At 64.1% G+C, this 17,350-nt stretch carries 15 protein-coding genes; 14 read left to right on the forward strand and 1 reads right to left on the reverse strand.

Annotation, left to right across the window (positions count from 1 at the left end):
- The first annotated feature begins 417 nt into the window (after positions 1-417).
- The 3 genes from B9A15_RS23265 (at position 418) to B9A15_RS17980 (ending at position 2,702) form a co-directional block, all read left to right on the forward strand.
- A complete protein-coding gene (locus tag B9A15_RS23265; protein ID WP_210190539.1) occupies positions 418-555 on the forward strand; it encodes a hypothetical protein in 138 nt (45 codons plus the stop codon).
- A 305-nt stretch (positions 556-860) separates the two neighbouring features.
- Positions 861-1,976 (forward strand): alanine dehydrogenase, encoded by a 1,116-nt coding sequence (ald, locus tag B9A15_RS17975; RefSeq protein WP_084411918.1) that lies wholly within the window; start codon positions 861-863, stop codon positions 1,974-1,976.
- A 234-nt stretch (positions 1,977-2,210) separates the two neighbouring features.
- Positions 2,211-2,702, forward strand: a complete 492-nt coding sequence (locus B9A15_RS17980) for an NUDIX hydrolase (protein WP_139798471.1) — start codon at positions 2,211-2,213, stop codon at positions 2,700-2,702.
- An 18-nt stretch (positions 2,703-2,720) separates the two neighbouring features.
- On the opposite strand, the gene B9A15_RS17985 is transcribed toward B9A15_RS17980, so the two are convergent.
- Positions 2,721-4,232, reverse strand: a complete 1,512-nt coding sequence (locus B9A15_RS17985; RefSeq protein WP_084411920.1) for an inorganic phosphate transporter — start codon at positions 4,230-4,232, stop codon at positions 2,721-2,723.
- Between the two features lie 318 nt (positions 4,233-4,550).
- Between B9A15_RS17985 and B9A15_RS17990 the strand changes: the two genes are divergently transcribed.
- The 11 genes from B9A15_RS17990 (at position 4,551) to B9A15_RS18040 (ending at position 17,294) form a co-directional block, all read left to right on the forward strand.
- On the forward strand, positions 4,551-5,369 hold the full coding sequence (locus B9A15_RS17990) for a DeoR/GlpR family DNA-binding transcription regulator (RefSeq protein WP_084411921.1): 819 nt from the start codon (positions 4,551-4,553) through the stop codon (positions 5,367-5,369).
- 76 nt (positions 5,370-5,445) lie between these two features.
- Entirely contained in the window at positions 5,446-6,945 is a 1,500-nt protein-coding gene (gene glpD / locus B9A15_RS17995) for a glycerol-3-phosphate dehydrogenase (protein ID WP_084411922.1), read from the forward strand.
- A 234-nt stretch (positions 6,946-7,179) separates the two neighbouring features.
- Positions 7,180-8,340: an ABC transporter ATP-binding protein gene (locus B9A15_RS18000; RefSeq protein ID WP_084411923.1), complete on the forward strand. Its 1,161-nt coding sequence runs from the start codon at positions 7,180-7,182 to the stop codon at positions 8,338-8,340.
- 24 nt (positions 8,341-8,364) lie between these two features.
- Positions 8,365-9,492 carry an ABC transporter ATP-binding protein gene (locus B9A15_RS18005; protein WP_084411924.1) on the forward strand — a complete coding sequence of 376 codons (1,128 nt, stop codon included), beginning with the start codon at positions 8,365-8,367 and terminating at the stop codon, positions 9,490-9,492.
- Complete coding sequence (locus B9A15_RS18010; RefSeq protein ID WP_084411925.1) at positions 9,492-10,382, forward strand: carbohydrate ABC transporter permease; 891 nt, start codon at positions 9,492-9,494, stop codon at positions 10,380-10,382. Before B9A15_RS18005 ends, B9A15_RS18010 begins: the two co-directional genes overlap by 1 nt.
- Before the next feature lie 98 nt (positions 10,383-10,480).
- Positions 10,481-11,311 carry a carbohydrate ABC transporter permease gene (locus B9A15_RS18015; protein ID WP_084411969.1) on the forward strand — a complete coding sequence of 277 codons (831 nt, stop codon included), beginning with the start codon at positions 10,481-10,483 and terminating at the stop codon, positions 11,309-11,311.
- 88 nt (positions 11,312-11,399) lie between these two features.
- A complete protein-coding gene (locus tag B9A15_RS18020; RefSeq protein WP_084411926.1) occupies positions 11,400-11,684 on the forward strand; it encodes a DUF2160 domain-containing protein in 285 nt (94 codons plus the stop codon).
- A 94-nt stretch (positions 11,685-11,778) separates the two neighbouring features.
- Complete coding sequence (locus B9A15_RS18025) at positions 11,779-13,590, forward strand: ABC transporter substrate-binding protein (protein WP_170923353.1); 1,812 nt, start codon at positions 11,779-11,781, stop codon at positions 13,588-13,590.
- A 121-nt stretch (positions 13,591-13,711) separates the two neighbouring features.
- Positions 13,712-15,199: a glycerol kinase GlpK gene (gene glpK, locus B9A15_RS18030; RefSeq protein WP_084411927.1), complete on the forward strand. Its 1,488-nt coding sequence runs from the start codon at positions 13,712-13,714 to the stop codon at positions 15,197-15,199.
- Positions 15,200-15,522: 323 nt separating this feature from the next.
- Positions 15,523-15,954 carry a MarR family winged helix-turn-helix transcriptional regulator gene (locus B9A15_RS18035; protein ID WP_170923354.1) on the forward strand — a complete coding sequence of 144 codons (432 nt, stop codon included), beginning with the start codon at positions 15,523-15,525 and terminating at the stop codon, positions 15,952-15,954.
- Positions 15,951-17,294 carry an HlyD family secretion protein gene (locus tag B9A15_RS18040; RefSeq protein WP_084411929.1) on the forward strand — a complete coding sequence of 448 codons (1,344 nt, stop codon included), beginning with the start codon at positions 15,951-15,953 and terminating at the stop codon, positions 17,292-17,294. Before B9A15_RS18035 ends, B9A15_RS18040 begins: the two co-directional genes overlap by 4 nt.
- The last annotated feature ends 56 nt before the right edge of the window (positions 17,295-17,350 follow it).

The following is a 17,350-nucleotide window of genomic DNA, read 5'->3' on the forward strand; positions in this document are numbered from 1 at the left end:
CCTGTCGGCCCTATCACGCGAGAAGAAGCAGCGGGGAACGGTCGCCTGCAACATAGCGCCGCGCCCTCCGCTCCATGATGCGGGCCTCATGCCCGTCTTCGATGCGAACCAAGACTGCACGACCAAGCGTGAAGTTCACATTCGAATGATTCTACGATACAAAGTGTATATCGATCGCTGACGCTCGATCTTATCGAAGTAAATTCAGACAGGATATTTTCGACCAAGCTTCAAATAGGAAAATATATAAAGCACAAATACAATTTCAGTTTAGGATATCCGGGATTGCCTCAATTCACACCTCTCAACGCGATCTATGTGGAGCGTTGTCGAACCAGGGGGTGTCTGATGCGGAACCAACCTCGAGAGTCCTCTATCCCAAACAGGCGGGCAGACCGTCCGTCCTGGTGGCGGCGCTTGATCGTCGATGAAGCCCCGCCGGACGATGCATTCATTCCCGATGACGGAGGGCCGCTCTGGCGCCTTGCTGGTCTTCTGATCATGGCCGTATCGAGCATCGGTGTCGGCTGGCTGGCTTTGCAGCTCTTACAATGATCCAGAGGGTGTCGTCCTCGACCATATGCTTTGGGCGGATCCACGTCGCGCCGGTCGATGCGATGAGCGCCCTACTCCCTCTCACCCGCATTGGTCGATCACCTCGTCAGCGCCGCCTTTGTCGGCGAAGAGCGCAAGCGCGAGAGATAGCCCTATAGAGCTTAACCGACCGCCAATCCTTGCATCATCCCCTATTGAACCGCACAAAGATTGCACACGACACCGATTGAAGCGTGCGATCAGCAAGACATGTGCGACCCGTTTGATGTGAACTTCACCCATCAACCCGTAGGAGGATCATTTCGATGCGCGTCGGCTGCCCGAAGGAAATCAAGAACCACGAATATCGGGTCGGGCTGACGCCCGCGGCGGTCCGCGAATATGTGGGCCATGGTCACGACGTCTTGATCGAGACGGGCGCGGGCGCGGGCATTGACGCGCCAGACCAGGACTACCAAGCCGCCGGCGCGACGATCGTCGGATCGGCCTCGGAGGTCTTCGAGCGCGCCGATATGGTCGTGAAGGTCAAGGAACCGCAGCCCGGCGAGTGGGCCCAGCTGCGCGAGGGCCAGATCCTCTACACCTATCTTCACCTGGCTCCCGACCCGGACCAGACCAAGGGCCTCCTCCAATCCGGCGTCACGGCCGTCGCCTATGAGACCGTCACCGATGCCCGCGGCGGCCTGCCGCTTCTGGCGCCGATGTCGGAGGTCGCCGGACGCCTCTCGGTCCAGGCCGGCGCGCGGGCCTTGGAAAAGGCCCATGGTGGGCGCGGTCTGCTCCTCGGCGGCGTGCCGGGTGTCGCACCGGGCAAGGTCGCGATCATCGGCGGCGGCGTCGTCGGCAAGGAAGCGGCCAAGATGGCAATCGGGCTCGGCGCGGAAGTGACCATCCTCGACCGCTCGATCCCGCGCCTGAGCGATCTCGACGATCTGTTCGAGGGTCGCGTGATGACGCGCTTCTCGACGCCCACCGCCATCGACGAATGCGTCTTTGCCGCCGATCTCGTGATTGGCGCCGTGCTGATCCCAGGCGCGTCCGCCCCCAAGCTCGTCACCAAGGCGATGCTGCCGCATATGAAGAAGGGCGCGGTCCTCGTCGATGTAGCGATCGATCAGGGCGGCTGCTTCGAGACCTCTCATGCGACGACCCATGCCGAGCCGACTTTCGAGATTGACGGGGTCGTTCATTATTGCGTTGCCAACATGCCGGGCGCCGTGCCGATCACCTCGACCCATGCCCTCAACAACGCGACCCTGCCCTTTGGCCTTGCCCTCGCCGACAAGGGCTTGCCGGCGCTCAATGCCGATCCGCATCTTCTCGCGGGCCTCAACGTCCATCGCGGGCTGATCACCAACCGGGCCGTCGCCGACTCGCTCGGCCAGGAGTTCCGCGAGCCTCTTGAGGCTCTGAAGGCCTGATCGACAAAGTCCGCATTCCGGCATAAATGATCGGGAAACGGGCGTCCGCTGTCGGGCGCCCGTTTTGCATTGCGTGTTCATGAGCCGAATAAGGCCTGACCGACACCATCCCTCAAGGCCTTTGACGGCGGCGTTTTCTCCAGGACGGCAGGGCTATACAATATTGCTGGGTTATAATCACAATCTGATTTGATAAAGGTCTAGGGCGAAGCAGACTCCGAAGGGCTGGGAAGAATGCCGCTAGCGATGCTGAATGCGATCTGCCGACGATTGAGAAGCCAGCCGCTGGTTGATTATGCGCGGCCGGACAAGCTCCAGTCGGGCTGCATTCCCTATGCGCTCGTCGACGGCCGAGCGGTTTTTCTCCTGATCACCTCGCGGCGCTCCGGGCGATGGGTATTTCCAAAAGGCTCGCATATGGACGGAAAGACGCCCTGGGAGAGCGCGGCCCAGGAGGCCTATGAGGAGGCCGGCGTCGAGGGCGTCGTGGACCCGGACCCTCTCGGGAGCTACCGGACCGTGAAGCAGGGGCTGCGCCGCACGCAATTGTTGGAAGTGACGCTCTATCCGCTGAAGGTCGACGCCCAGCACGAGACTTGGCAGGAAATGGGCCAGCGCCATCGCCATTGGGCGATCCTGCCGGAGGTCCGCCGTCTCCTGACCGAGCCGGAGGTCGTTTCCCTCGCCGAAAAGCTGGCGACACGGGTCGAGCGCAAGCGGGCTTGAGCCGCCGCTCGCGCTGTCTCACCCTGCGACCAAGGCGGCCATTCGCATCAGACCATAGAGAAGGGCCGACAAAAGCGCCGAGGCCGGAACGGTGACGACCCAGGCGGCGACGATACCAAGAACATGGCGCCGCCGAACGAGCCGGCGCCGCTCGCGCTTCTGGAAATTCTCGACAGCCTCTTCCGGCGTCTGGTTGAGGCGCGATGTCTTGAGAAAGGCCGAGCGCGGCTGGACACCCGGATTGGGAATCCCGCGATTGGTCTTGTATTCGCGTAAGAATCCGACGCCGAAGATCGCGCCGACGGCGATATGGGTCGAGGAGACCGGCAGGCCGAGGCCTGAGGCGACGAGCACCGTGATCGCCGCCGACAGCGCCACGCAGAAGGCGCGGATCTCGTTCATCTTGGTGATCTTCTCGCCTACCGTGCGGATGACACGCGGCCCGAAGAGGGAGAGTCCGACGGCAATTCCGATGCCGCCGATGAGAAGCACCCAGAAGGGCAGGACGACGGCATCGCGGGCCGCAATGCCGTGGCTCGCCGCATCGACGATGGCCGCCAGCGGGCCGACCGCATTGGCGACGTCGTTCGCCCCATGGGCAAAGGACAGGAGCGCCGTCGAGAAGATCAGCGGCGGTACGAAGAGGCGGCTGATCGAGCGCCCGGACTCGGCCAAAGTTTTCGCGCGCCGCGCGACCCAGGGCTTGGAGGAGAAGGTTCCGAGGACGAAGACGACGGCACCGCCGAGCGCCATCAGGCCGGCTCCTGGATGCCAGATGCGCGCGAGCCCCTTCTGCATGAGATAAATCGAAAAAATGCCGGCCATCAGCCCGACGAGAAGCGGCACGACGCGCCGCGCCGCCGCGACACGGTCCTCGCGTTCGACGACGAGCTTGTCGATGACCAGAAGAAGCAGCGCGGCGATGCCCCCACCAAGGGCTGGAGAGACGACCCAACTCGCCACGATCGTTCCAAGCACCGGCCAGATGACGGCGGAAACGCCCGCCGCAGCGACCGCCGAACCGACCACGCCGCCGACGATCGCATGGGTGGTGGAGACCGGCGCGCCGAGAAACGTCGCCAGATGGATCCACATGCCAGCGGCCAGAAAGGCGGCCATCATGACGAAGACGAAATCGAGAACCGCGAAGGACACCTCGGCCCGAACCAGCCCGCGCGAGATGGTGCCGACGACGTCGCCACCCGCGATCAACGCCCCGGCCGCCTCGCAGACGGCAGCAATCGCCAAAGCGCCGCTAAGGGTCAGAGCGCGGCTGCCCACCGCCGGCCCCATATTGTTGGCGACGTCGTTCGCCCCGACATTCAGCGCCATATAGCCGGCGATCAGGGAGGCGATGACGACGAGCGTCGTCAGCGGGCCGGCGCCGAAGGACACCCCGCCCAGGATCGCAGCCCCGAAGAGAAAGGTGATGGTGAGGCCGGGCACCACGAAGGACAGTCCCGCGCTGTGGGTCGCCTCCTCCAGCTGCACCACCTTCTGCAGATCCTTGTCGAGCGCGCTTTTCGCCATTCGCCGTTTTCGTCCCCTAGAGCGAAATGCGATCAATTGGGATCGCCATTTCGCTCTAAACCTTTGTTTTGCCGCATGATGTAATCGGAAAAGTCATGCAACTTTTCCGCATCATGCTCTAGCCGGATCACCGGATCGCGCTCGCAGCTAACATTCTCATATGAATTGGCAAAGTCGCTTTCGCAGAGGCGTCTATGACGGATTGATGACGAAGAGCGAGGAAGAGGCGGTGAAGCGGAGCAGCGACGAAGCCCTAACAGCATGCTTGCGTTTGAGTTTCGCTTCTTTCACATTCGAAACCAAAGGGGAGGCCTTGCCATGCTGTCCGACCGGCAGAACGAAATTCTGGAAATGGCCAAGCGTGCCGGCAAGGTCACTGTGGAGGATCTTGCCGCCCGCTATCACGTCTCCCTTCAGACCATCCGTAAGGACCTCAACGAACTCTGCGGCGCGCGGCTTTTGGCGCGGGTGCATGGCGGGGCGGTCCTTTCCTCCAGCGTCCAGAATGTCGGCTATGACGCAAGGCGTATGATCGCGGCCGACGAGAAGGCGGCGATCGGCCGCGCGGTCGCCGATCTCATTCCCGACAACGCCTCGCTTTTCATCAATATCGGCACCACCACCGAGGCGGTCGCCCAGGCGCTTCTTTATCGAACCGGACTGATGGTGATCACCAATAACATCAATGTGGCCGGGCTCTTGCGTCCCTATCCGGAAATCGAAGTGGTGATCGCCGGCGGCGTCGTGCGCCGCTCCGATGGCGGCGTGGTGGGCGAAACGGCGGTCGACTTCATCCGTCAGTTCAAGGTGGATTATGCCGTCATCGGCGCCTCAGCGATCGATATGGACGGCTCGCTCCTCGACTACGACTATAGGGAAGTGCGCGTGACGCGGGCGATCATGGAAAATGCCCGCCATGTGATCCTGGCGGCCGACGCCTCGAAATTCGATCGCTCGGCGCCGGTCCGGATCGGCCATATGACCCAGGTCGACACCTTCGTCACCGATCATGCACCTATGACGATCCGCGACATCTGCCGGGACAACGAGCTGTGTCTCATCGAGACAGGGCAAGCCGAAGAGGACGCCTCATCCGAGAAGGAGATGGCCGAGCAATCTCACAAGAATTTCGCTTGACGCTCGTTTTTGTTTCGTATTAGCTTTCGCATCAATAAGAAGCGCAACAAAATGTTGCAATGCGGGATGGGAGGTCATGGCGGATTACGACGTCTTCATCGTCGGCGGCGGCATCAATGGCTGTGGCATCGCGCGGGACGCGGCGGGCTGCGGCTATAAGGTCGGCCTCGTCGAAATGAACGATCTCGCCAGCGGCACCTCGTCATGGTCCACCAAGCTGATCCATGGCGGCCTGCGCTATCTGGAGCATTACGAGTTTCGGCTGGTGCGCGAGGCGCTGAAGGAGCGCGAGGTCCTGTGGGCGATCGCGCCCCATATCATCCGTCCGCTGCGCTTCATTCTGCCCCATCATGATGGGCTGCGCCCGGCCTGGCTCCTGCGGCTCGGCCTCTTTATCTATGACAATCTGGGCGGGCGGAAGCGCCTGCCGGCAACGCGCACGGTCGATCTCTCCAAGCCGCTCGGAAGGCCTCTCAAGTCGGACTTTTCCAAAGGCTTCGAATATTCCGATGCAAGGGTGGACGATGCCCGGCTCGTCGTCCTCAACGCCCGTGACGCGGCCGAAAGGGGCGCTGACATTCGCACCCGCACCAAGCTCGTCTCGGCGCGGCGCGCGAATGGCGAGTGGCAGCTCAAGATCAAGGACCAGACGAGCGGCGAGGCCCGCGAGGTCACCGCCCGCCTTCTCGTCAATGTCGCCGGCCCCTGGGTCGATGAGGTCATTCGCGGCGCGGTCGGCCGCAACGATGCCCACAATATCCGCCTCGTCCAGGGTTCGCACATCGTCACGCGAAAGCTCTACGACCATGACCGGGCCTATATCTTCCAGAATTCCGATGGCCGCATCATTTTCGCCATTCCCTACGAGGACGATTTCACCCTGATCGGGACCACAGATCGCGACTATGAGGGCGATCCCGGCAAGGCGGCGATCTCGGCGGACGAAATCGACTACCTCGTCCGCTCGGCCAGCGAATATTTCGAAATTCCCGTCAGCCGCGACGACATCGTCTGGACGTTTTCGGGCGTGCGCCCGCTCTTCGACGACGGCGCCTCCAAAGCCCAGGAAGCGACCCGGGACTATGTCCTGAAGCACGAGACCGAAGGCGCGCCGCTGGTCAACGCCTTTGGCGGCAAGATCACCACCTATCGGCGCCTATCCGAGGACGTCGTGGAGATGATCGGCAAGTCGCTCGACGGCCATGTGCGGTCGTGGACGGGCAAGGAGCCTTTGCCGGGCGGCAATTTCGGGGTCGAGGAGATCGAGACGGTCGAGGCGAAGATCGCCGCGCTTGCCCCGGATCTCGATGCGCGCAGCGTCAAGCGGCTCGCCCGCTCCTACGGCCTCGATGCGATCGCCTTTCTGGAGCGCGCCAAGGGCGATCTCGGCGCCGATCTCGGCCATGGGTTGAGGGGCGTCGAAGTCGACTGGCTGATTGCGGCCGAATGGGCGCTGACGGCCGAGGATGTTCTGTGGCGCCGGTCCAAGCTGGGCTTGCGCTTCACGAAAGACGAAACCGAGCGGCTCGAGGCCTTCATGGCCGAGCGCGCCCAGCGGGAGACGGCCGCCGCCTGAGCGGGCGGCGCGATGACGAAGACCCGCCGAGCGGGAGGCCAGGGGCTCGCCCCCCTGTTCGCCGGTAAGGGTCGTGACTTGGGAGATGGCGAGACGCCGAGGGTCCGTATGCGGACAGGCGCATCGTCAGGGCGAAGCCCCGGGGTGAGACCGGGCCTCGCCGACCACATGAGACATGATGATGCGCCGGCGGGAGAGCCGTTCGCGGCGCGCGTCATCGGGAGGATTTGACAGGTGCTTGAACTCGAAGGGGTGAACCGGACAGTCGGCGGCGAGCGTCACATCGTGGACGTCTCGCTGAAGCTCGAGCGCGGCAGCGTCAATGTCCTGCTCGGGCCGACCCTTGCCGGCAAGACCAGCCTAATGCGCCTGATGGCCGGGCTCGACGAGCCGACATCGGGAAAGATCGTGATGGACGGGCGGGACGTGACCGGGGTTCCGGTCAGGAAGCGCAATGTCGCCATGGTCTATCAGCAGTTCATCAACTACCCGACCCTCTCGGTGTTCGAGAACATCGCCTCGCCCTTGCGCCTTCAAAAGCAGCCGAAGTCGGTCATCGAGGACAAGGTGAAGAAGGCGGCCGAGCTGATGAAGCTGTCGGGCTTTCTCGATCGCACGCCGCTCGAACTCTCGGGCGGCCAGCAGCAGCGCACGGCGCTGGCGCGCGCCCTTGTCAAGGGCGCCGAGCTCGTCCTTCTCGACGAACCGCTCGCCAATCTCGACTACAAGCTGCGCGAGGAATTGCGCGAGGAGTTGCCCAAGATCTTCGCCGAGACCGGCGCGATCTTCGTCTATGCCACCACCGAGCCCCATGAGGCGCTGCTTCTGGGCGGTCGCACGGCAACGCTGTCTCAAGGCCGCGTCACCCAATTCGGCGAGACGCCGGACGTCTATCGCCGCCCGAAGGACCTTCTGACCGCCCGCACCTTTTCCGATCCGCCCCTCAACGTCCTGAAGGTCGAAAAGCGCGGCCTCTCCTTCCATGGCGCGCACGGCGTCCATTTCGCCGCCGCGCCGAGGCATCGGGAGCTGGCCGACGGGCGCTATCTCGCCGGCATTCGCCCGCACCATCTGGAGCGCGGACGCGCCGAGGGCGAGGACGAAACCCGCGCCGTCATCGAGGGGCGGATCGCTCTTTCGGAGGTCACCGGCTCGGAAACCTTCATCCATGCCGATCACGGCCATGGCCCCGGCGGCGAGACCGCCGCTTCGCCCGCGACGATCCGGGATGAAGAGGGCGTCAACCGCATCATTGCCCTCGTCCATGGCGTCCACCGGGTCGAGACGGGCGAGCCCGTGCGTCTCGCCTTCGACCCGAACCACGTCCTTCTCTTTACCGAGACGGGCATGGCGGCCGACCGCTCGGCCGGCACCGCCGCCCCGATCGCGGCCTGAGACGGCAAGGAGACAGACACGCTTATGGCCCGTATCAGCCTCGATCATCTGCGCCACGCCTATACGCCAGGCCTTGCCGAAGCCGGCATCTATGCCCTTCGCGAGGTCGACCATGTCTTCGAGGACGGCGGCGCCTATGCCCTGCTCGGCCCCTCCGGCTGCGGCAAGACCACGCTTTTGAACATCATGTCCGGTCTCCTCACCCCGTCCGAGGGCCATGTGCGCTTTGACGAGACGGATGTGACGATGCTCTCGCCGGAGGCGCGCAACATCGCCCAGGTGTTTCAGTTTCCGGTGATCTACGACACGATGACGGTCGCCGAGAATCTCGCCTTCCCCTTGAAGAACCGGCGGGTGCCGAAAGACGAGATCCAGAGGCGTGTCGCGGACATGCTCGGCCGTCTCGGCATGACGCAAAAGGGCAAGCGCAAGGCGCGGGGCCTGACCGCCGACGAGAAGCAGAAGATCTCGCTCGGACGCGGCCTGATCCGCTCCGACGTCGCCGCGATCCTTTTCGACGAGCCGCTGACGGTCATCGACCCGCATATGAAATGGCAGCTGCGCTCCGAGCTGAAGGCGCTCCACAAGGAGTTCGCCATGACCATGGTCTATGTCACCCACGACCAGACCGAGGCGCTGACCTTCGCCGACAAGGTAGTGGTCATGTATGAGGGCGAGGTCGTCCAGATCGGCACGCCGGAGGAGCTCTTCGAGCGCCCGCAGCACACTTTCGTCGGCTATTTCATCGGCTCGCCGGGCATGAATGTTCTGCCCTGCGCCCTCGAAAGCGGCGAGGCGGTCGTATCGGGCCAACGTCTGCGTCTTCCGGCCCATTTTGGCCCCGCTGGTGGGCAGATGGCACAAGGCCGGCGCATCGAGCTCGGCATCCGGCCGGAATTCGTCTCGCTTGTGCCGCGCGGCGAGGGCCTGCCGGTGACGATCGAACGGGTCGAGGACGTGGGTTCGGAGAAGATCGTGCGCGCCCGCCTCGGGGACCTGCCGGTCAGCGCGATCGTCAAAGAGGATGCGTCGCTTCCCGCCGAGGCCGATATCGCCTTTGCCCCGCACGCCCTCAATCTCTATTCCGATTCCCGCCTCGTCGACACGACCCCCGGCGCCGCCCGCGCCACCGCCTCGGGGAGGACCGCCTGATGGACAAGACCTTCAATAATCGGGCCTGGTTCCTCGTCCTGCCCGTCCTCGTCATCGTCGCCTTCTCGGCGGTGATCCCCCTGATGACGGTGGTCAATTATTCGGTTCAGGACACATTCGGGAACAACCAGTTCTTCTGGGCCGGAACCGACTGGTTCACCGACATCCTCACCTCCGCGCGCTTTCACGACGCGCTGATCCGCAATCTGATCTTCTCCGGCATCATTCTCGCCATCGAGATCCCGCTGGGCATACTCGTGGCGCTCGCCATGCCCAAGAAGGGCGTCTGGGTCTCGGTCTGCCTCGTCCTGATGGCGCTGCCGCTGCTCATTCCCTGGAACGTCGTCGGCACGATCTGGCAGGTCTTCGCCCGCACCGATATCGGCCTTCTGGGCGCGACCGTCGCCGGCCTCGGCATCGACTATAACTATGTCCAGGACCCGCTGGATGCCTGGATCACGGTCGTCGTCATGGATGTCTGGCACTGGACGAGCCTTGTCGCGCTGCTCTGCTATGCCGGCCTCGTCTCGATCCCCGACGCCTATTATCAGGCGGCCAAGATCGACGGCGCCTCGCGCCTTGCGGTCTTCCGCTACATCCAGCTGCCCAAGATGGGCCGGGTGCTGCTGATCGCCGTTCTCCTGCGCTTCATGGACAGTTTCATGATCTATACCGAGCCCTTCGTCGTCACTGGCGGCGGCCCGGGCAATTCGACCACCTTCCTGTCGATCGATCTCGTCAAGATGGCGGTCGGCCAGTTCGATCTCGGCCCGGCGGCGGCGATGAGCCTGATCTACTTCCTGATCATTCTTCTGCTCAGCTGGGTCTTCTACACCGTCATGACCAATGTCGGCGCCGACAAGGCGCCCCGCACGGGAGGCGAGGCATGAGCGAAGCCACCTTCGATCACACGGGGAGCCGCGCCGCCCCCGACGCGCGGCAAGCCGAGCATGACCGCCTGCCGGCGAGCGGCCGGTCGGCCAGCGCCATGCGCGCCAGGGAGCGGGCCCGCAATCCGCGCTTCAAGGCGAAAGCCCTGATCCCGATCCTCTATATTCTCTTCCTGCTTCTGCCGATCTATTGGCTCGTCAATATGAGCTTCAAGACGAACCAGGAGATCTTGTCGGGCTTCTCGCTGATCCCGGCCGAGCCGACCTTGCGCAACTATCAGGTGATCTTCGGCGATCCGTCCTGGTATATGGGCTATGTCAATTCGATCATCTATGTCGTCCTGAACATGGTGATCTCGGTCTCGGTGGCGCTGCCGGCGGCCTATGCCTTTTCGCGCTACCGGTTCCTCGGCGACAAGCATCTCTTCTTCTGGCTTCTCACCAACCGCATGGCGCCCCCGGCGGTCTTTGCCCTGCCCTTCTTCCAGCTCTATTCGGCCTTCGGCCTGATCGACACCCATATCGCGGTGGCGCTCGCCCATTGCCTCTTCAACGTGCCGCTGGCGGTCTGGATTCTCGAAGGCTTCATGTCGGGCGTCCCCAAGGAGATCGACGAGACCGCCTATATCGACGGCTATTCCTTCCCGAAGTTCTTCTTCAAGATCTTCATGCCGCTGATTGCGAGCGGCATCGGGGTGGCCGCCTTCTTCTGCTTCATGTTCTCCTGGGTCGAGCTTCTGATCGCGCGAACGCTCACTGTGACGGAGGCCAAGCCGATCGCCGCCATCATGACCCGCACGGTCTCGGCCTCAGGCCTCGACTGGGGCGTGCTCGCCGCCGCCGGCGCCCTCACCATCGTCCCCGGCGCGATCGTCATCTGGTTCGTGCGCAACTACATCGCCAAGGGCTTTGCCCTGGGGCGGGTGTGATGGGGATCGTCGCTGCAACCTCTGCGCCACGCCCCCTCGCCTCGAAGGGCGAGGGAATGGAATCCGCTACCATCATGGAAATCCAAACATGATCGACCTGTCTTGGATGGCCTGGACTTGGCCAACGGCGATCTTCTTCGTCGTCATCTTCTCCCTGATCGCCCTGATGGGCGTTTGGGAATATGCCTCGCCCGGTGGCGGGCCGCGCGTGGGGGTGTTGCGCTTCGAGACGACGCGGGGGGACCGGCTCTTCGTCTCGCTGCTAGGCTCGGCCTTCATCTGCCTCGGCTGGCTGTATTTTACCGATCTCACCCTCTGGTACGCGCTGACCGTCTGCGCGGCCTTCTTCGTCCTCGTCTTCACCACCGTTTAGGTGATGAACCCCATGGGCATGCCGCGCTCGCCGGATGGCGCGGGGGAGCTGCCCGCCATAGACCTCAAACCGGCCATTAGGGAGGAATGAACTGATGAAACGAACGCTACTCGGAACGACCGCGGCGCTTGCCATCGTGCTTGCGAGCGGCCCGGCCTTCGCCGACATGGAAGCGGCCCGATCCTTCCTGGATGCCGAGATCGGTGACATGTCCACGCTCTCGCGCGAGGATCAGGAAAAGGAAATGCAGTGGTTCATCGACGCGGCCAAGCCCTTCCAGGGCATGGATATCCGCGTCGTATCGGAAACCATCACCACCCATGAATACGAGTCCAAGGTGCTGGCGCCGGCCTTCACCGCGATCACCGGCATCAACGTCACCCACGACCTGATTGGCGAAGGCGACGTCGTCGAGAAGCTGCAGACCCAGATGCAGTCCGGCGAGAACATCTACGACGCCTATGTCAACGATTCCGATCTGATCGGCACCCATTGGCGCTACCAGCAGGTCCGCAACCTGACCGACTGGATGGAGAACGAGGGCAAGGACGTCACCAATCCGGGGCTTGATCTCGACGACTATATCGGGACGTCCTTCACCACCGCGCCGGACGGCAAGCTCTACCAGCTGCCCGACCAGCAGTTCGCGAACCTCTACTGGTTCCGCTACGACTGGTTCAACGACGAGAAGAACAAGGCCGACTTCAAGGAGAAGTATGGCTACGAGCTCGGCGTGCCGGTCAACTGGTCGGCCTATGAGGATATCGCCGAGTTCTTCACCGGCCGCGAGATCGACGGCCAGAAGGTCTATGGCCATATGGATTATGGCAAGAAGGACCCGTCGCTGGGCTGGCGCTTCACCGATGCCTGGCTCTCCATGGCCGGCAATGGCGACAAGGGCCTGCCGAACGGCAAGCCGGTCGACGAATGGGGCATTCGCGTCAACGACCAGGACCAGCCGACCGGCTCCTGCGTCGCCCGCGGCGGCGACACCAACGGCCCGGCCTCGGTCTACGCCATCCAGAAATATCTCGACTGGCTGAAGGCCTATGCGCCGGCCGAAGCGCAGGGCATGACCTTCTCCGAGAGCGGCCCGGTTCCGGCACAGGGGCAGATCGCCCAGCAGATCTTCTGGTACACCGCCTTCACCGCCGATGCGGTCAAGGACGGCCTGCCGGTCGTCAACGAGGACGGCACGCCGAAATGGCGCATGGCGCCTTCGCCGCACGGTGTCTACTGGGTCGACGGCATGAAGCTCGGCTATCAGGACGTCGGCTCCTGGACGCTGATGAAGTCCACCCCGGTCGATCGCGCCCAGGCGGCCTGGCTCTACGCCCAGTTCGTCGGCTCGAAGACCGTCGACGTGAAGAAGAGCCACGAAGGCCTGACCTTCACCCGCGAGTCGACCATCCGCGACGATTCGTTCACCGAGCGCGCGCCAAAGCTCGGCGGTCTCGTCGAGTTCTATCGCTCCCCGGCCCGCAAGCAGTGGTCGCCGACCGGCACCAACGTGCCGGACTATCCGAAGCTCGCCCAGCTCTGGTGGCAGGCGATCGGCGATGCGTCTTCGGGCGCCAAGACCGCTCAGGAAGCCATGGACTCGCTCTGCGCCGAGCAGGAAAAGGTGATGGAGCGCCTGGAGCGCGCCGGCATCCAGGGCGATATCGGCCCCAAGCTCAACGAAGAGCATGACATGGAATATTGGGTCGAGCAGGCCAAGGCGAACGGCACGCTTGCGCCGCAGCCGAAGAAAGAGAACGAGAAGGAAACGCCCCAGACCGTCTCCTATGACGAGCTGGTGAAGAGCTGGCAGGATTCCGAGGCGGCGATGCCGCAGGATGGCGGTCAGACGCCGGCGACCGCAACGCCGGCCTCGGCGGACGGCTCCATGGAAAAGAGCAACTGATCGTCCTCTCTTAGGGCCGGTGCGTCCGGCCTCGTCACAACGCTCCTGAGGGGAGCCGGTCCGCCGGCTCCCCTTCCTTTCAAAGTCCATCCTTCGCTTTCGGGGAATTTGGAGGCCCGCCATGTCCGGCTACGTGCTCGCCATCGATCAGGGAACCACGTCGACCCGCGCCATCGTCTTCGACGACCGTTTCGGCATTCGCGGCCTCGGCCAGGAAGAATTCGCCCAGCATTTTCCGCGCTCGGGCTGGGTCGAGCACGATCCGGAGGACATCTGGACATCCACCGTCCAAACCGTGCGCACGGCGCTCGCCGATGCGTCGCTCTCGGCCTCCGACATTGCCGCGATCGGCATCACCAATCAGCGCGAGACGGTGGTGATCTGGGAGCGCGACACCGGCAAGCCGATCCACAACGCCATCGTCTGGCAGGACCGGCGCACCGCCGATATCTGCCATAAAATCGCCAGCGACGGCGCCGAGGCGCTGATCACGGAAAAGACCGGCCTCGTCATCGACCCCTATTTCTCCGGCACCAAGATCGCCTGGCTCCTCGACCATGTGGACGGCGCCCGCGCGAAGGCGGAAGCCGGCAAGCTCGCCTTCGGCACGATCGACTGTTTCCTCCTCTGGCGGCTGACCGGCGGCAAGGTCCACGCCACCGACACGACCAATGCCTGCCGCACCCAGCTCTTCGACATTTCCGCCAATCAATGGGACGACGAGCTGTTGCGGCTCCTGAACGTGCCGGCCGCCATTTTGCCCGAGGCGCGCGACTGCGACGCCGATTTCGGCATCTGCGACGGCGCTCTCTTCGGCGCGAACATTCCGATCCGGGGCATGGCGGGCGACCAGCATGCGGCGACTCTCGGCCAGGCCTGCTTCAAGCCGGGCATGCTGAAATCGACCTATGGCACCGGCTGCTTCGCGGTCCTCAACACCGGCGCCGAGCGCGTTCCCTCGGCCAACCGGCTGCTCACCACCATCGCCTATCGTCTGTCGGGCCAGACGGCCTTTGCGCTCGAAGGCTCGATCTTCGTCGCCGGCGCCGCCGTCCAGTGGCTGCGCGACGGGCTCAAGATCGTCGATCGGGCCGAGCGCTCCGGCCCGATGGCGGGCGAGGCGGACGACACCCAGGACGTCGTCATGGTGCCGGCCTTCACCGGCCTCGGCGCCCCCTGGTGGAACGCCGAAGCGCGCGGCGCGATCTACGGCCTCACCCGCAAGAGCGGGCCGAACGAGATCGCGCGCGCGGCCCTCGAAGCCACCTGTTTCCAGACCGCCGATCTCCTGCGGGCGATGAAGGCGGACTGGTCCGGCGCCAGCGACACGATCCTGCGCGTCGATGGCGGCATGGTGGCGAGCGACTGGACCATGCAGCGTCTCGCCGACCTCCTGGACGCGCCGGTCGACCGGCCGGTGGTCCTCGAAACGACGGCCCTCGGCGCAGCCTGGATCGCCGGCCACGCCGCCGGGGTCTGGCCGGGCCAGGAAGGCTTTGCCGAGCGCTGGCACCTCGAACGCCGTTTCGAGCCCCGCATGCCGGCCGTCGAGCGTGGCCGCCGTCTGACACTGTGGGAAAAGGCGATCCAGCGCACGCTCGCGGCCTGAGGCAATCAGCCGGCAGGCGCCTATTGAGCCGGTGGGGGCGATCGGGGCGCTTCGGGACCCGTCTTCGTCATCGGTTTGAGGCGGAACCGTGGGGCATCGATTTCGATTATTGAGGGACGCGATCCGCACCGGTCGCGTCCCTTTTTACATTCCATCAACCCCTACGGCGTCTGAGGTTGGGAACCGTCGATTCCTGACTTGCCAATAATAACCCTGATTATTATATCCACGGCATGAAACAGGATCCTCAAACCAGTCTCGGCTTTCTTCTCGTCGACGCGGCCCGTCTGCTCAGGCGTCGCTTCGAGCAGGAGAATCGCGACATGCCGATGACCTCGGCCCAGCTTCAGATCATCGCGCGTCTGTCCAAGAACGAGGGGATCGGCCAGGCGGCCTTGGCGAGCCTTCTGGAGCTCGAGCCGATGACGGTCAGCCGGCATGTGGACCGGATGGTCGCGGCCGGGCTGGTGGAACGGGTCCAGGATCCAAACGACCGCCGGGCGCGTCAGCTCTTCACCACCGAGAAGAGCCGAGCGCTTCTCGCGCCGATGCGCGAGCGCGCGAACACGCTCTTCGACGAGGCCCAAGTGGGCTTGTCGTCGAAGGAGCGTGAAGCGCTCTTTGCCGCCTTGCAGGTGGTCGTCCGCAATCTCTGCGCCGCCGATGCGAGCGCCAATCCTGCCGATGATCGCCCCGGCCGGCGCACCGGTTCCGCCCCAATGGCCGATGACGTCAAGCAGGACATCCTCTCATGAATGCGAGACCCGACAAGACCTCGATCGAGAAGGCCGAACCCGTCGACACACCCGTCGCCTTGAACGAAGCGGCCGACGAGACCGACACAGTCGCAGCAGCGTCCGGCCGGCCAGCGGGCGAAGGCGAAGAGACCACGACAAACGAAGACACATCCGCCGCGCCGCCGCGCAAGCGGCGCCCCTTGCGCCTGGCGCTGATGATCGCCCTTCCCTTGGCTCTCGTTGCCGCCGGCTCCTATTACTGGGTGACCGGAGGGCGCTATATCGAGACCGAGGACGCCTATGTGCAGCAGGACCGGGTGACGGTCATGCCCCAGGTCTCCGGCCAGATCGCCGAGGTCGCGGTCAAGGAAAACCAGTCCGTGAAAGCCGGCGATCTCCTCTTCACCATCGACGATGCCGCCTATCGCAACGCCGTCGAGAGCGACAAGGCGCGGCTGGAAGCAGCGCGGCTCGATGTGGCCAAACTGAAGGCGGCCTATAGCCAGGCGATCGCCAAACGCCAGACGGCGTCCGACGCGCTGGATCTCGCCCAGACGACCTATGATCGGCAGAACGCTCTGGTGAAACGGGGCGTCGTTTCCGATGCGACGCTCGACGATGCGCGCCTTTCCCTGCAACAGGCCAAGGGCACGCTGTCCTCCGCCGAACAGGATGTCCTCGCCGCCAAGGCCGCGCTCGCCGGCAATCCCGATATTCCAACCGACCAGCATCCGGAAGTGATGGAGGCGCTTGCCGCTCTCCATTCGGCCGAACTCGATCTCGATCATACGCGGGTCACCGCCCCGGAGGCCGGAATCGTCAGCCAGACCGACCGGCTACAGATCGGGCAATATGTAACGCCCCAGTCCGCCGTCGTCGCATTGGTCGAGACCTCGACGAGCTGGGTCGAAGCCAATTATAAGGAAACCGAACTGACCGACATGCATCCCGGCCAGCCGGTGGATGTGGTGCTCGACACCTATCCGGACCGACCCTTCCATGCGCATGTGGGCTCGATCGGCGCCGGAACCGGCTCGGAATTCGCGCTTCTTCCGGCCCAGAACGCCACCGGCAACTGGGTGAAGGTGGTTCAGCGCGTTCCGGTGCGCATCGATCTCGACCACAATGGCGATCTGCCGCCCATGCGCGCCGGGATGAGCGCGTCGGTCACCGTCGATACCGGCCATAGCCGCGGCGTTCCCGAGTTTCTGGAGCCCGCATTTGCATCGCTCGGTCTTCAGGATTGGCTTCCGGGCCCGCAAACGGCTGAAGCTGCCGAGACGGGTAGGACCCTCGCGGTCTCTGACGCAAACGCCCAGCAAGCGACCGGCGATGATGGCCGGCCGCGGCAGAGGTGAGCGCGGTCACCGCCGGCGCGCAAGGCGGCCCGAAAGGACAGGCCGCGCCGGCGAAA

It is taken from the genome of Fulvimarina manganoxydans, from assembly GCF_900176465.1.
In the GTDB taxonomy this organism is placed as follows: domain Bacteria; phylum Pseudomonadota; class Alphaproteobacteria; order Rhizobiales; family Rhizobiaceae; genus Fulvimarina; species Fulvimarina manganoxydans.